This is a genomic window from Mycobacterium sp. E2479, assembly GCF_001667925.1.
Taxonomy (GTDB): domain Bacteria; phylum Actinomycetota; class Actinomycetes; order Mycobacteriales; family Mycobacteriaceae; genus Mycobacterium.
This window is the reverse complement of the sequence record NZ_LZJR01000079.1, coordinates 46681-60770: the sequence shown is the minus strand read 5'-3', so window position 1 is coordinate 60770 and position 14090 is coordinate 46681. Positions and strand designations below refer to the sequence as shown.

13 protein-coding genes and 2 pseudogenes are annotated in these 14090 nt (G+C 67.4%); 9 read left to right on the top strand and 6 right to left on the bottom strand.

Translation table 11 applies throughout. The features are described from left to right. The 4 genes from A5686_RS11010 to A5686_RS10995 form a co-directional block, all read left to right on the top strand. Window positions 1–1736: prolyl oligopeptidase family protein (locus tag A5686_RS11010; protein WP_067933991.1), on the top strand; the 1736-nt coding region annotated here is incomplete at its 5' end. Window positions 1737–1838: 102 nt separating this feature from the next. Next, window positions 1839–2150 carry a hypothetical protein gene (locus A5686_RS11005; protein WP_067934001.1) on the top strand — a complete coding sequence of 104 codons (312 nt, stop codon included), beginning with the start codon at window positions 1839–1841 and terminating at the stop codon, window positions 2148–2150. A gap of 7 nt (window positions 2151–2157) precedes the next feature. After that, a complete protein-coding gene (locus A5686_RS11000; protein WP_067933989.1) occupies window positions 2158–3069 on the top strand; it encodes a crotonase/enoyl-CoA hydratase family protein in 912 nt (303 codons plus the stop codon). A 79-nt stretch (window positions 3070–3148) separates the two neighbouring features. After that, window positions 3149–3601, top strand: a complete 453-nt coding sequence (locus tag A5686_RS10995) for a DUF5078 domain-containing protein (protein WP_067933987.1) — start codon at window positions 3149–3151, stop codon at window positions 3599–3601. A 106-nt stretch (window positions 3602–3707) separates the two neighbouring features. Here A5686_RS10995 and A5686_RS27945 read toward each other — a convergent pair. Continuing rightward, window positions 3708–3888 (bottom strand): annotated as a pseudogene (locus tag A5686_RS27945) (TetR/AcrR family transcriptional regulator); the annotation flags it as partial. A gap of 120 nt (window positions 3889–4008) precedes the next feature. On the opposite strand from A5686_RS27945, the gene A5686_RS10990 reads away from it, so the two are divergent. Further along, window positions 4009–5751 carry a cytochrome c biogenesis protein DipZ gene (locus A5686_RS10990; RefSeq protein ID WP_067933986.1) on the top strand — a complete coding sequence of 581 codons (1743 nt, stop codon included), beginning with the start codon at window positions 4009–4011 and terminating at the stop codon, window positions 5749–5751. A 9-nt stretch (window positions 5752–5760) separates the two neighbouring features. Here the strand turns inward: A5686_RS10990 and A5686_RS10985 are convergent, their stop codons facing one another. Together A5686_RS10985 and A5686_RS10980 are read right to left on the bottom strand one after the other, a co-directional pair. Continuing rightward, on the bottom strand, window positions 5761–6615 hold the full coding sequence (locus A5686_RS10985) for a hypothetical protein (protein ID WP_067933984.1): 855 nt from the start codon (window positions 6613–6615) through the stop codon (window positions 5761–5763). Between the two features lie 10 nt (window positions 6616–6625). Beyond that, window positions 6626–7144, bottom strand: a complete 519-nt coding sequence (locus A5686_RS10980) for a mycothiol transferase (RefSeq protein ID WP_067933982.1) — start codon at window positions 7142–7144, stop codon at window positions 6626–6628. Window positions 7145–7258: 114 nt separating this feature from the next. On the opposite strand from A5686_RS10980, the gene A5686_RS10975 reads away from it, so the two are divergent. From A5686_RS10975 to A5686_RS10960, 4 genes and pseudogenes are all read left to right on the top strand, one after another. Beyond that, window positions 7259–8989 (top strand): amidohydrolase family protein, encoded by a 1731-nt coding sequence (locus A5686_RS10975; protein ID WP_067933980.1) that lies wholly within the window; start codon window positions 7259–7261, stop codon window positions 8987–8989. A gap of 38 nt (window positions 8990–9027) precedes the next feature. Further along, a pseudogene (locus tag A5686_RS10970) lies at window positions 9028–9564 on the top strand (PPE family protein); the annotation flags it as partial. A 69-nt stretch (window positions 9565–9633) separates the two neighbouring features. Continuing rightward, window positions 9634–10029 carry a hypothetical protein gene (locus A5686_RS10965; RefSeq protein ID WP_067933979.1) on the top strand — a complete coding sequence of 132 codons (396 nt, stop codon included), beginning with the start codon at window positions 9634–9636 and terminating at the stop codon, window positions 10027–10029. Between the two features lie 128 nt (window positions 10030–10157). Continuing rightward, complete coding sequence (locus A5686_RS10960) at window positions 10158–10721, top strand: carboxymuconolactone decarboxylase family protein (protein WP_067933977.1); 564 nt, start codon at window positions 10158–10160, stop codon at window positions 10719–10721. Here A5686_RS10960 and A5686_RS10955 read toward each other — a convergent pair. From A5686_RS10955 to A5686_RS10945, 3 genes are all read right to left on the bottom strand, one after another. Beyond that, a complete protein-coding gene (locus A5686_RS10955; protein ID WP_067933976.1) occupies window positions 10710–11534 on the bottom strand; it encodes an SDR family oxidoreductase in 825 nt (274 codons plus the stop codon). The genes A5686_RS10960 and A5686_RS10955 overlap by 12 nt on opposite strands. A gap of 171 nt (window positions 11535–11705) precedes the next feature. Then, window positions 11706–13331 (bottom strand): chaperonin GroEL, encoded by a 1626-nt coding sequence (gene groL / locus A5686_RS10950; protein WP_064950651.1) that lies wholly within the window; start codon window positions 13329–13331, stop codon window positions 11706–11708. Between the two features lie 185 nt (window positions 13332–13516). Beyond that, entirely contained in the window at window positions 13517–14083 is a 567-nt protein-coding gene (locus A5686_RS10945) for a TetR/AcrR family transcriptional regulator (protein WP_067933973.1), read from the bottom strand. Between the last annotated feature and the right edge of the window lie 7 nt (window positions 14084–14090).

The window sequence follows — 14090 nt, the reverse complement described above, 5'->3', positions numbered from 1 at the left end:
GGGATGTCCTGATCGACGTCGACGAATTGGGCCGGGTCGACGGCGAGAAATGGGTGTGGGCCGGCGCCAGTGTCATCTACCCCGAATACACGCGTGCGCAGGTCAGCCTGTCACGCGGCGGATCGGACGCCTGCGTAGTGCGTGAATTCGACATGATGACACGCGAATTCGTCGACGGCGGGTTCGAACTGCCCGAAGCCAAGTCACAGGTCAGCTGGGCCGATCCGGACACCGTGCTGGTCGGCACCGATTTCGGTGCCGACTCGCTCACCGAATCCGGCTATCCGCGGGTGGTCAAACGGTGGCGCCGCGGCACCCCCCTTGCCGAGGCCGAAACGGTCTTCGAGGGCGCGCGTTCGGATGTCAACGTAGCCGCAAGCACCAGCCGGATCCCAGGCTTCGAGCGCACGCTGATCGCCCGGGCTCTGGACTTCTGGAACGAAGAGGTCTACGAGTTGCGCGGCTCGGAACTCATCCGCATCGACAAGCCCACCGACGCCAGTGTCAGCCTGCACCGCGAGTGGGTGTTGATCGAGTTGCGCAGCGACTGGTCACGGGGCAACGCCAACTACACCGCCGGGTCGCTGCTGGCCGCGAATTACCAGCAGTTCCTCGCCGGCACAGCGCAATTGCAGATCGTTTTCGAACCCGACGAGCACACCGCCCTCAATCACTACGCCTGGACCAGGGACCGGCTGCTGGTCGTCTCGCTGGCCGACGTAGCCAGCCGCGTGGAAATCGCCACGCCCGGCAATTGGCGGCGCGAGGCGGTGGCCGGCATTCCACCGGCGACCAACACGGTCGTCGTTTCCGCCGACGACACCGGCGACGAGTTCTTCCTGGATTCCAGCGGATTCGACTCACCGTCGCGGCTGATGCGGGGAACCGATGACGGACAGCTCGAACAGATCAAGTCCGCCCCGCGCTTTTTCGACGCCGAAAACATGTGTGTGACACAGAATTTCGTTGCTTCGCAAGACGGGACCTCGATCCCCTATTTCGTGGTACGCGGCCCACGGGCCTCCCACGGACCGGCGCCCACCCTGCTCTACGGCTACGGCGGCTTCGAATCGTCGAACACGCCGGGCTATAGCGGCGTGCTGGGCCGCCTGTGGCTCGCGCGCGGCGGCACGTATGTCCTGGCCAACATTCGTGGCGGCGGCGAGTACGGGCCCGGCTGGCACACCCAGGCGATGCGCGAGGGCCGGCACAAGGTGGCCGAGGATTTCGCTGCCGTGGCAACGGATTTGGTTCAGCGCGGCATCACCACGGTCGAGCAGCTCGGGGCGCAGGGCGGCAGCAACGGGGGGTTGCTGATGGGCATCATGTTGACCAAGTACCCGGAGAAGTTCGGCGCACTGGTGTGCAGCGTGCCCCTGCTGGACATGAAGCGCTACCACCTGCTGCTGGCCGGCGCCTCGTGGGTCGCCGAATACGGCGACCCCGACAACCCCGACGACTGGCAGTTCATCTCCGAATACTCGCCCTACCAGAACATTTCGGCGACCCGCCGATACCCGCCGGTGCTGATCACCACCTCCACCCGCGATGACCGCGTGCACCCGGGCCACGCCCGCAAGATGACTGCGGCGCTCGAGGCCGCCGGTCATCCGGTCTTCTACTACGAGAACATCGAGGGCGGCCACGCCGGCGCGGCGGACAACGAGCAGATCGCCTTCAGGTCGGCGCTGACCTACTCGTTCCTATGGCAGACGCTGACGGCCGGCTCGCAATGAACCGGCCGGGGATCGCGGCGTCGGTCACCGGCGTCACCGCGAGGGTGAGCTAGGTCGTCGAGCCCGGCGGCTGTGCATCGGCCCGCCCTTAAGATCGTCAACGTGTCCGCGATTCAACGCATCGAGCTCACCCTGCTGGCGACGGGACTGATCTGCATCCTGGCCTCAGCGGCACAGGCGCGCTATCGCTTCATCAAGCACCGCCGCGCCGGGCGGCGGTTCTACTGGGCCACCGCGATCATCGGGATCGTGTGCTTTGCGTTCGGGACCGGCCAGTTATGGCCGAACGGCATCCTCGCGGCTGCGGTCTTCTCGGCCATCATCGCCTTCTCGGCCTACCTCACCACGCCCTATTTGAAGATCGGCGGGCGAATCTACGCGTCCTCGCCGGAGAACCGTCAGCCCGACCCGTAAGGACGCCATGCCGACGAGCGATTTCCAGACCCTGCTCTATCGGACGGCCGGCGCGGTGGCCACCATCACGCTGAACCGTCCGGAGCAGCTCAACACCATCGTGCCGCCGATGCCCGACGAGATCGAGGCCGCCATCGGTCTGGCGGAGCGCGACCCGGCGATCAAGGTCATCGTGCTGCGCGGTGCGGGGCGGGCCTTCTCCGGCGGTTACGACTTCGGCGGCGGGTTCCAGCACTGGGGCGAGGCCATGATGACCGACGGCAAGTGGGACCCCGGCAAGGACTTCGCGATGGTCAGCTCCCGCGAGACCGGGCCGACGCAGAAGTTCATGGCCATCTGGCGTGCGTCCAAGCCGGTGATCGCCCAGGTGCACGGCTGGTGCGTGGGCGGGGCCAGCGATTACGCGCTGTGCGCGGACCTCGTGATCGCCAGCGAGGACGCCGTGATCGGCACGCCCTACAGCAGGATGTGGGGGGCGTATCTGACCGGGATGTGGCTCTACCGGCTGAGCCTGGCCAAGGCCAAGTGGCACTCGCTGACCGGCCGGCCGTTGACCGGGGCGCAGGCCGCCGAGATAGAGCTGATCAACGAGGCGGTGCCGTTCGAGCGCCTGGAATCGCGGGTCGCCGAGGTCGCCGCCGAGCTGGCGCAAATCCCGTTGTCGCAGCTACAGGCGCAGAAGCTGATCGTCAACCAGGCCTACGAGAACATGGGCCTGGCGTCCACCCAAACGCTGGGTGGCATCCTCGACGGCCTGATGCGCAATACTCCCGACGCATTGGCGTTCATCAAGACCGCCGAGGCCGACGGCGTGCGAGCCGCGATCGAGCGCCGCGACGGCCCCTTCGGTGATTACAGTCAGGCACCGCCGGAGTTGCGACCCGACCCGTCTCACGTAATAACCCCTGATCGCGGCTGATACTGAGATGCGCTAGCGAAATCCTGGGAGTGAGCTGGAAACTGTTCTAGTGAGGCTAAAGGGTGTTACCGTAATAGCCATGTCTCGGCTGAGTACTGGCCTGCGTGCAGGCGCCGCGTTCCTTGCTCTGGGTATTACCGCTGCGATTTTCCCGTCGACCGCGGTAGCCGACTCCACGGAGGACTTCCCGATCCCCCGCCGAATGATCAACACCACGTGCGACGCAGAGCAGATCCTCGCCGCTTCCCGCGACACCAGCCCGGTGTACTACCAGCGCTACATGATCGACTTCAACAACCACCCGAACGTCCAGCAGGCGACCATCGACAAGGCGCACTGGTTCTACTCGCTGTCACCGCAGGACCGCCGGAACTACTCCGAGAACTTCTATGCGCCCGTGTCCGATCCGCTGTGGGTGGCCTGGCCCAACCACATGAAGATCTTCTGGAACAACAAGGGCGTGGTGGCCAAGGCCACCGACATCTGCAACCAGTACCCACCCGGCGACATGTCGGTGTGGAACTGGGCGTAGGTCGCACCGCTTCAGGTTTTCGTCCCCGATAGGGGTCAGCTCGATCGTCGGGTCACGCCTTGCGCGCGTGTCAGTTCTCAACGCCAGCGCGAAGCTCGACACTCACGCGCCGCGCAGGGTACCGCCGCGTGGCGAATCCCGGCGCGGTCATGGGGACCGACGCGACGCCCGTCTCCATTGCCGGCGAGCGCGCTGCCTCCACCGCGGCCTCCGCACGTTGGCGCTTTCTTTCCCTGGGTGCAAGCGCGCTGAAGTGTCAGTTGCGCCACCGGCGGAGCGTAACGCACATTGCGTGATTTCTATAACGCACGTCGTGTGATTTATGGCCGGTCACTCGTGGTCACCAAAACAGGTAAAGGTGTAACCATGCCTATCGTCCGGCACCCGTCGAGCCCTCGGAGTAGCCCGTGCAGACCATCGCCCTGATCGGGCTTCTCGGTGGGCTGATCACCGGTATCTCCCCGTGCATCCTGCCGGTGCTGCCGGTGATCTTGCTATCCGGCATGGACAGCACCCGGGCGAACGACCCCACCGCGAGTTCCGCGGCGCGGCCATACCTGGTGATCGCGGGCCTGGTATGCAGTTTCAGCTTGGTCACACTGATCGGCTCCACGCTGCTGACGGCACTGCACCTGCCACAGGACGCGATCCGGTGGGCCGCACTGGTGGTGCTGGTCCTGATCGGCCTGGGCTTGATCTTCCCGCCGGTGCAGCACCTGATCGAGCGGCCGTTCGCGTACTTCCCGCAGCGTCAAATCGGCTCGGGAACAAATGGTTTCGCCCTGGGATTGACGTTGGGCGCCCTTTATGTGCCATGCGCGGGTCCGGTGCTGGCCGCCATCGTGGTTGCCGGCGGGACGTCGTCGATCGGGTTCGGTGTGCTCCTGTTGACCGCCACATTCGCGGTCGGCAACGCGTTGCCGCTACTGATATTCGCACTGGCCGGGCGCCGCGTCGCCGAGCGAGTGGCCGCGTTCCGCCGCCGGCAGCGCGCAATTCGGACCGCCGGCGGGATCGCGATGATCGTGCTGGCGGCGGCACTGGTGTTCAACCTGCCCGCGATGCTGCAGCGCACCGTGCCTGACTACACGACGGCGATGCAGAAAACATTGGGGGCCAACGACATCGCGCGCAGCCTGGACCCGGCCGCCGCGCAGCAGCCGAATCACCGCGACGGGCTGCAGTTGAGCCGGCCCGGCACCACCATCGGCGCACTGAGCGATTGTGCCGGCGTCTCCGCCGGCCTGCAACGGTGTGGACCGGCTCCCGCCCTCGCCGGCGTCACCGGGTGGCTCAACACCCGGGACGGCAAGCCACTGGACCCCGAGTCGGTGCGCGGCAAGGTGATCCTGATCGACTTCTGGGCCTACTCGTGCATCAACTGTCAGCGCGCCATCCCGCACGTAATCGATTGGTACAACCGGTATCGCGACAGTGGATTTCTCGTCATCGGGGTGCACACCCCCGAGTACGCCTTCGAGCGGGTGCCCGCCAATGTGGCCAGCGGTGCCGCCGATCTGCGCATCACCTATCCCATCGCACTGGACAACGACTACGCGACGTGGAACAACTTTGACAACCTATACTGGCCGGCCGAGTATTTGATCGACGCGAATGGGCAAGTGCGGCATACCAAGTTCGGCGAGGGCGACTACGACGAGACCGAGCGGCTGATCCGCAAGCTCCTGCTCGATGCGCATCCCGGCGTCCAACTGGCCGCGCCGACGAACTCGGTCGACTCGACTCCTCAGACCAGGCTCACGCCAGAGACGTATCTGGGAGTCGGCAAATCTGGAAATTACGGCGGCAGTGGTGGCGATTACAAAGCCGGTGCCGCGACGCTGAGCTTCCCGCCGAACCTGGCCGACGACAAGTTCGCTCTGCGGGGCCGCTGGACCCTGGACGACCAAGGGGCCATCGCGGACGGCGACGACTCCGCCGTCCGGCTGAACTACATCGCAAAAGATGTGTACGCCGTCGTCGGTGGCAGCGGCACCATCACGGTGACCCGGGACGGCAAGACCACCACGACCACGATCGGCGGAGCGCCCACGCTGCACCGCATCGTCGGCGACGACTCCGCGCACCGCGATCAGCTCGATATGCGAGTCAGCAGAGGCTTGCAGGTGTTCTCGTTCACATTCGGTTAGACGCCGAACTCACGACTTCGTCGCGAGACTGCCGAGCACCGCGACGATCACGCCCAACGCGACGATGGCGGCGCCGGCGAGCAATGTGGCGTCGAGCCACTGGCGCAGACCGGCTTCGGCGTGTTCGATCATCACCTCGGCGACTTGGCGGACGTTGCCGGTGGTGCGATTCAGCGCATCGTTGACGTAGCGGCGGGCGACCTCGATGCCCGCCCAGCCACCCGCCCCGACGACCAGCGCCGAGACGCCAAGGCTGCTCAGCGCCTTGCCGCGGCGGCGGGCGGTCGCCACCGTGAGCAGCGCGCACAAACCGCACAGCGCCGCCGCACCCAAACTGACCCACGGACCCCAGCTGGACATCCGGCTCAGCCGCCCCTGTCGCATCGAATGCGGGACCGAGACAGTAAGCGGGACACTAAGTTTCGCGGGAATCGTGACGTTGTGGCGGGCGAGTAGCGGCTGAATCGAGTCGTCGTTGAGCATCGGCGCCACGTCGACCGCCCATTGGTTGCCGTTCTCGTCGGCCACCGGGTCGCTGAACAGCCAGCCGTGTGCCGCCCGGTTCGCCCGGGCGAACAGTGGCGGAAACGCCGGCCCCGCAGTGAAGGCGTGGGCGGCCTCGTGAACCTCGGAACTGCCCGCCGCGGAGGGGATCCCGCCCTGCTCGGCGATGAGAGTCATTGCCCGGCTGCTCAATTCGGACGCCATAGCGGACTGCAGAGCCGGGTCCGTCGCCGCCTGTCGCGCCAGGGCGGCATAGCCGTCGGCGTCAATGACATGCAGTTGTGTCCACGCCGAGGGGATCGCCGCCGCCATTGCCAGCGTGGTGATGAGCCACAACAGCACGGTCGCCGCGAATCGCACGCCTGCGAATCTACTGAATCCCCCGCACGTACGCGGCCTGCCCGAGGTGCTGGGCGCAGTCGTCGATGATGCTCACCAATCGCGCGCTGGCCGTCACCGCCGGATCCCAGTTGGTGTCCACGATGCGGGCCAGTTCCTCGGCGCTGACTCCGGCGATGTATTCGAGGGTGAGCTTGTGCACCGCGTGGTAGTAGCCGGACAACAGATTCGCGGGCGCCTGCACCTTGGCCACGTCGTCGGGCCCGTGTCCATAACCGGTGTCGTCGCGCGGCAGGTCCAGTCCGAACCGGTCCACCCAGCCATCGCGGAACCACACCTGCTCCACACCGGCGACGTCGGCCAGCTGGACGTCCTGCACCCGAGCGCTGTGCCAGAGCAGCCACGCGATGCTGTTGGCGTTCGGGGTGGGCCGGTAGCCGGCCTCCTCGTCGGTCAACCCCTCGGTGATCTGGTCGACGTGCTCGATCAACCGGGTGAACGCGTCGCGCAGGAGCTCCTGTAGGGCGGCGGCATTGTCGGTGCTGGCCATACTCGCGACCCTACGGGAGGTTCCCACCGAAGGCGCATTCGACGTTACTGCCGTCGCGATCGCTTACGCAGAAGATCCTGGCACGACCTACCGCTGCGGTCGTAGATTGTTTGAATGACTTACGACCTCATCATCCGCAACGGCACCATCGTCGACGGGCTTGGGGGTGAGCCGTACATCGGTGATGTGGCGGTGCAAGGCAACGTCATCAAGGCGGTCGGCGCGATCAACGGGGCGACCGCCTCGCGGGAGATCGACGCCACCGGGCTGCTGGTCACGCCCGGCTTCGTCGACCTGCACACCCATTACGACGGCCAGTCCATCTGGTCGGAACGCCTGACACCGTCGTCGGCGCACGGGGTGACGACGGTGGTGATGGGCAACTGCGGGGTCGGCTTCGCGCCCTGCCGGCAGTCCGACCATGACGTCTTGGTCGACGTGATGGCGGGCGTCGAAGACATCCCCGGCGTCGTCATGACCGACGGACTGCCCTGGACGTGGGAGACGTTCCCCGAATACATGGACGCGCTCGACTCGGGTAAGCGCGACATCGACGTGGCCGCCTACCTGCCGCACTCACCGCTGCGGGTGTACGTGATGGGTCAGCGCGGCGCCGACCGCGAGCCGGCCACCGCCGACGACCTGGCCACGATGCGGCAGCTGGCCAAGGAGGCGATCGAGGTCGGCGCGCTTGGCTTCGCGTCGTCGCGGCTGACCATCCACAAGACCGAAAGCGGTTCGCCCATACCGAGTTACGAGGCCGCCCGGGAGGAGATCGAGGAGATCGCCCGCGGGGTCGTGGACGGCGGCGGCGGCCTGTTGCAGTTCGTTCCCGACATCCCGTCCGGCGGCTACCAGCCCGTGCTGCAGACGGTGTTCGACGTCGCCGAGGACGTCGGGCTGCCGGTCACCTTCACCCTCGTCGTCGCCAACGCCGGTGACCCGACCTGGCCGGACGCCATCACCATGATCGAGAAGGCTAACGCCGCGGGAGGCGATGTCACCGCGCAGCTGTTGCCCCGGCCGATCGGTCTGATCATCGGGTTACAGCTGTCCGCCAACCCGTTTGTGCTCTACCCCAGCTACCGGGAGATCGCGCACCTGCCGCTGGCCGAGCGGGTGGCCGAGATGCGCAAGCCCGAGGTCCGGGCCCGCATCCTGGCCGACAAGCCCGGTCAGGGTCACCCGATCCTGTTCGTGACGCAGATGTGGGACTGGATCTTCCCGCTGGGCGACACCCCCGACTACGAGCCCGACCCGTCGACCAGCATCGGTGCCCGCGCCCGCGCCCGCGGCGTGGAGCCGAGGGAAGAGGCTTATGACCGGCTGCTCGACGACGAGGGCCGGGCCATGCTGCTGGTCGCGACCAGCAACCTGCAGAACAACTCGCTGGACACCGTCGGGGAGCTGCTGCACCGCGACGACGTGGTGCTCGGTCTGGGCGACGGCGGCGCGCACTACGGAATGATCTGCGACGCCAGCTACTCGACGTACTTCCTGACGCACTGGGCGCGGGACCGCCAGGCCGGACGGTTCACGGTGCCCGAAGCGGTCCGCGAGCTCACATCGGTGCCGGCCCGCATCGCCGGGCTGGGTGATCGCGGCCGGATCGCGGTCGGCTACAAGGCCGACCTCAACGTCATCGACCACGCCGCACTGCGGCTGCACAAGCCGGTGATCAGCTACGACCTGCCCGCCGGGGGACGGCGCCTGGACCAGACCGCCGACGGATACGTCGCCACGATTGTGGCCGGCGAAGTGATCGCCGAAAATGGTGTTCCCACCGACGCCCGTCCAGGCAAGTTGGTGCGCGGCCGCCAGCCCGTCCCCGCAGCCTCGCGATAACACCACCAAAAGTGGCATATACCAGCTAAGTTGGGTCCGTGACGAGCCCGCATTTTGCGAGGTTGCCGCCAGAAGTCAACTCGGCATTAATTTTTTCCGGTCCTGGTCCCGGGCCGCTGCTTGCTGCCGCGGCGGCGTGGGACGGGCTGGCCGGGGAGTTGGCATCGTCGGCGTCGTCGTTTTCTTCAGTGACGGCGGATCTCGCGAGCGGGTCGTGGCAGGGCGCGTCGTCGACGGCCATGATGTCCGTGGCCAGCCACTACGTGAGCTGGCTCAGCGCGGCGGCCGCGCAGGCCGAAGAGGTGTCACACCAGGCCTCGGCCATTGCGACCGCGTTCGAGGTGGCACTGGCGGCCACGGTGCAGCCCGCTGTGGTGGCGGCCAACCGGGCCTTGGTTTCGGCCTTGGCGGCGAACAACCACCTCGGTCAGAACACCCCGGCCATCGCTGACATCGAGGCCGCCTACGAGCAGATGTGGGCCTCGGACGTGGCGGCGATGTTCGGCTACCACGCCGACGCGTCGGCGGCCGTGGCCAAGTTGCCGCCCTGGAATCAGGTGCTGCAGAACCTCGGCTTCTCCAACGTTGGCACGGCCGCCACGAGCCCGGCGCCGCAATAAATTCGGCGCCTATCCTGGAAGGTCATGCGCACCAAGAAGAAAGTCGATCTGCAGGCGCTGGCCAACGCGCTGGCTGACTACCCGTACGCCTACTTGATCACGGTCGACGACGAATACCGGGTGCACACCGTTACGGTCGAGCCGCAGCTGCGCGAGGCCACGCTCGACGTCGGGCTCATCGGAGGACGGACCCGCAACAACCTCGCCCGGCGCGCCGACGTGACCCTGTTGTGGCCGCCCACCGAACCCGGCGGTTACTCGCTGATCGTCGACGGCACCGCCGAAGTGACCGAGGCCGGGGCCGAAACCGCCCGCCTGGCGGTACTTCCCACCCGCGCGCTGCTGCATCGCGACGCCGACGAGCCCGACGCGGCGAAGGGCTGCCTGCACGACTGTGTGGTGTTCTCGCTGCCGGCCTAGCGGCGATCGCAAGCGCGGCGAAGCCGGGCGCAGCGGGTCGCCGCCATCGGGCTAGCGGCGATCGCAAGCGCGGCGAAGCCGGGCGCAGCGGGTCGCCGCCATCGGGCTAGGGCCGTACAGTCTCATCCGTGAGCCGCGTCGCACCGCTCGCTCCGCCGTGGAGCGAAGAAGATGCCGCTGGCATCAACAGCTGGGGCCACCCCGACCGCACTTACGAGCCGCTGCTCTTGGTGCGTTGCCTGCAGCGCCATCCGGTGCTGGCCTCCCGTCTGCGTAAGCTCGGCGAATCCCTCTATGTCGCAGCGCTTTTGCCGGGACGGACGCGGACCATCGCCATCCTTCGCATCTGCGCGCTACTGGGCTGTCAGTACGAGTGGGGCGGACAGGCGGCGTTCTGGGGCCCGATCGCGGGCGTCAGCGACGGCGAGTGCGACGCGTTGGTCAGCGGCGGCCCCGACGACCCGCGGTGGAGCCCGGCCGAGCGGACGCTGATCGAGGCGGTGGACGAACTCGAGCGCACCGGCACGTGGTCGGAGGCGACGTGGAGCGCGCTGGGCCGCGAGCTGGACGACGAGCAGCGCATCGAATTGCTCACCGCCGTGGGCTGGTATCGCACGATTTGCACGCTGTGCAACGCGCTCGCGCTGCCGGTGGAGGGCTGGATGCGGCCCTGGCCCGGCTCAGCGCGCTGAGCGGTCCCTGCGCAGTCCCGGGTGCTGGTTGTTCAATAGCGGCAACAGCACCCGACGCGGCATGAACCGAAACAGCTTGGTGCTGATCTGGCTTGGCAGGCCCGGGATCACGGTTCCGCGATCGCCGTCTAGCGCGTCGATGCCGGTGCGCGCCACGTCGCGGGCGGGCATCCACAGGAACTTCGGGAATGCGTCGGCGAAGGTGCGCTCGTCCATGCCGGCGCTCTTCAGGAATTCGGTGCGCACCAGGCCCGGGTTCAGCAGCGCGACGGTGATTCCGGTGCCGGCGAGTTCGGCGCGCAGCCCCTCGGTGTAGGTGATCACGAATGCCTTGGTGGCGGCGTACCCGACCTGCCCCGGGAAGGGATGGTATCCCGCGGTGGATCCGACGTTGAGGATCGCGCCTTTCTTGCGGGGCACCATCTGCTGGACCGCGCGGGTGGTCAAATCGATGACGGCTTCGACGTTGACCCGCACCTGTGCGATCTCGTCGCCGACGGAGGTGGTCGCCACCGATCCGATGGTGCCTATGCCGGCGTTGTTGACCAGGATGTCGGCGGTCAGGCCGCGACGGTCGACCTCCTCGAAAAGGCCGGCGCGGGCGGCGGAATCGCCGACGTCGCAGGCGATCACCTCGACGCGGACGCGGCCGGCGAGCTCGTCGGCCAGCTCCCGCAGCCGGTCTTCGCGGCGGGCGACGAGCGTGACGCCATGGCCGCGGCCGGCCAGCTCGCGCGCGAGGTCGGCGCCGATGCCCGACGACGCGCCGGTCACGACGGCGGTGCTGGTGGGTGAGGGAGTCGGAAGGGACACGGCCTAACACTAGGTCGCCGCGTGTTCAGAGCCCTCACCGCCGCCGAACGTGAAGCTGGCCGCACGCTCGGCGTCGAATGTGCGGCTAGCTTCACACTCGCCCGGGCACGAGCACACGAAAAAGCCCGGCCCCTTGTGAGGGCCGGGCCTTTTCGTACTCGAGTCGTGGACTTAGAAGTCCATGCCGCCCATGCCACCGGTCGGGTCGCCCGCGGGTGCGGCCGCCTTCTCCGGCTTGTCGGCGACGACGGCCTCGGTGGTGAGGAACAGCCCCGCGATGGACGCCGCGTTCTGCAGCGCCGAACGGGTCACCTTCACCGGGTCGGCGACGCCGGCCTTGAGCAGGTCCTCGTACTCACCGGTGGCGGCGTTCAGGCCGGTGCCGGCGGGCGAGTTGCGGACCTTCTCGGCCACGACGCCGGGCTCCAGACCACCGTTGAAGGCGATCTGCTTCAGCGGAGCCTCGAGCGCCACACGGACGATGTTGGCGCCGGTCGCCTCGTCACCGGTGAGCTTCAGCTCGTCCAGCGACGGGGTCGCGTGCAGCAGGGCCACGCCACCACCGGCGACGATGCCCTCCTCGACGGCGGCCTTGGCGTTGCGGACCGCGTCCTCGATGCGGTGCTTGCGCTCCTTGAGCTCGACCTCGGTGGCGGCCCCGGCCTTGATCACCGCAACACCGCCGGCCAACTTGGCCAGGCGCTCCTGCAGCTTCTCGCGGTCGTAGTCGGAGTCGCTGTTCTCGATCTCGCTGCGGATCTGGGCCACCCGCCCGGCGATCGCGTCGGAGTCACCGGCGCCCTCGACGATGGTGGTCTCGTCCTTGGTGACGACGACCTTGCGGGCCTTACCCAGCAGGGCGACGTCGGCGCTCTCCAGGGACAGGCCGACCTCTTCGCTGATGACCTGACCACCAGTGAGGATGGCCATGTCCTGCAGCATCGCCTTGCGGCGGTCACCGAAGCCGGGGGCCTTGACGGCGACCGACTTGAAGGTGCCGCGGATCTTGTTGACGACCAGGGTGCTCAACGCCTCGCCCTCGACATCCTCGGCGATGATCAGCAGCGGCTTACCGGCCTGGATGACCTTCTCCAGCAAGGGCAGCAGGTCCTTGACGGTCGAAACCTTGGAGCTGACCAGCAGGATGAAGGGGTCCTCCAGGACCGCTTCCTGACGCTCGGCGTCGGTCACGAAGTAGCCCGAGATGTAACCCTTGTCGAACCGCATACCCTCGGTGAGCTCGAGCTGCAGACCGAAGGTGTTGGACTCCTCGACGGTGATGACGCCCTCGTTGCCGACCTTGTCCATCGCCTCGGCGATCAGATCGCCGATCGACTGGTCGCCCGCGGAGATGGCCGCGGTCGCAGCGATCTGGTCCTTCGTCTCGACCTCTTTGGCCGACTTGAGCAAGGTCTCGGTGACCTTGTCGACGGCCTTCTCGATGCCGCGCTTCAGACCCAGCGGGTTGGCACCGGCCGCGACGTTGCGCAGGCCCTCACGGACCAGCGCCTGGGCCAGAACCGTGGCCGTCGTCGTGCCGTCACCGGCAACGTCGTCGGTCTTCTTGGCGACTTCCTTGACCAGCTCGGCGCCGATCTTCTCGTAGGGGTCCTCCAGCTCGATCTCCTTGGCGATGGACACACCATCGTTGGTGATCGTGGGGGCACCCCACTTCTTCTCCAGGACGACGTTGCGGCCCTTGGGACCCAACGTCACCTTTACCGCGTCGGCGAGGGCGTTGAGCCCCCGCTCGAGGCCGCGCCGGGCCTCTTCGTCGTACGCAATTGTCTTGGCCATTGCGAAGTGATTCCTCCGGATTGGGGATGACACGTTCTGGCCGGGTGCAGTGCCCGCGACGGACGGCTAGGTGTCTCCCGCTTGTCGCGGCCCTGGCCTCACCGTCCCGACCTAGCACTCGCTGGTCGCGAGTGCCAACGTCATTCTTAGCACTCGCCTATGTCGAGTGCAAGAAGCGGCCGGCCTTATCGCGCAGCGCGTAGACCGTCGACGACGACGTCGGTCACCCGCTCGGCCAAGTCCGAGTTGTAGGCCTCCATCGCCTGGCAGCCGACCATGATCGCCTTCACTTCGCGCACCCCGATGTCCTGGCGCGCGGAGCCCGCACTCTGGGCGGCCCGCAGCAGCTCGTCGAGCATGGCCAGGAACGCGTCCTCGGCGTCGGGCGCCGCGGTGGCGATGTCGATGCCGAATCCGGCCAGCGCGTCGACCAGACCTCGGTCCGCGGCGCCCCAGTGCAGCACCATCGACCGCAGGCAGGCGAACAGCGCTTCGCCCGGCCCGACGGATTCCAGCAGGGCACGGCCGTCGTCGACCAGTCGCTGCATCCGATCCTGGATCACCGCCTGGAACAGCGCCTCCTTCGTCGGAAAGTGCCGATAGACGGTGCCGGCCCCCACGCCCGCTCGCCGCGCTACCTCGTCGATGGGCACCGAGAGTCCCTCGGCTGCAAACGTTTCGTAGGCGACATCCAGCACGCGTGCCCGGTTGCGCGCCGCGTCGGCGCGCAACGGCCGTGCGGGTTGCGCCATCTGTTCA

Coding starts and splice junctions, on each gene's coding strand:
- groL (WP_064950651.1), bottom strand. CDS start 13,331: ATGGCCAAGACAATTGCGTACGACGAAGAGGCCCGGCGCGGCCTCGAG.
- A5686_RS10980 (WP_067933982.1), bottom strand. CDS start 7,144: ATGGCCAGCACCGACAATGCCGCCGCCCTACAGGAGCTCCTGCGCGAC.
- A5686_RS10975 (WP_067933980.1), top strand. CDS start 7,259: ATGACTTACGACCTCATCATCCGCAACGGCACCATCGTCGACGGGCTT.
- A5686_RS10995 (WP_067933987.1), top strand. CDS start 3,149: ATGTCTCGGCTGAGTACTGGCCTGCGTGCAGGCGCCGCGTTCCTTGCT.
- A5686_RS11000 (WP_067933989.1), top strand. CDS start 2,158: ATGCCGACGAGCGATTTCCAGACCCTGCTCTATCGGACGGCCGGCGCG.
- A5686_RS10965 (WP_067933979.1), top strand. CDS start 9,634: ATGCGCACCAAGAAGAAAGTCGATCTGCAGGCGCTGGCCAACGCGCTG.
- A5686_RS10945 (WP_067933973.1), bottom strand. CDS start 14,083: ATGGCGCAACCCGCACGGCCGTTGCGCGCCGACGCGGCGCGCAACCGG.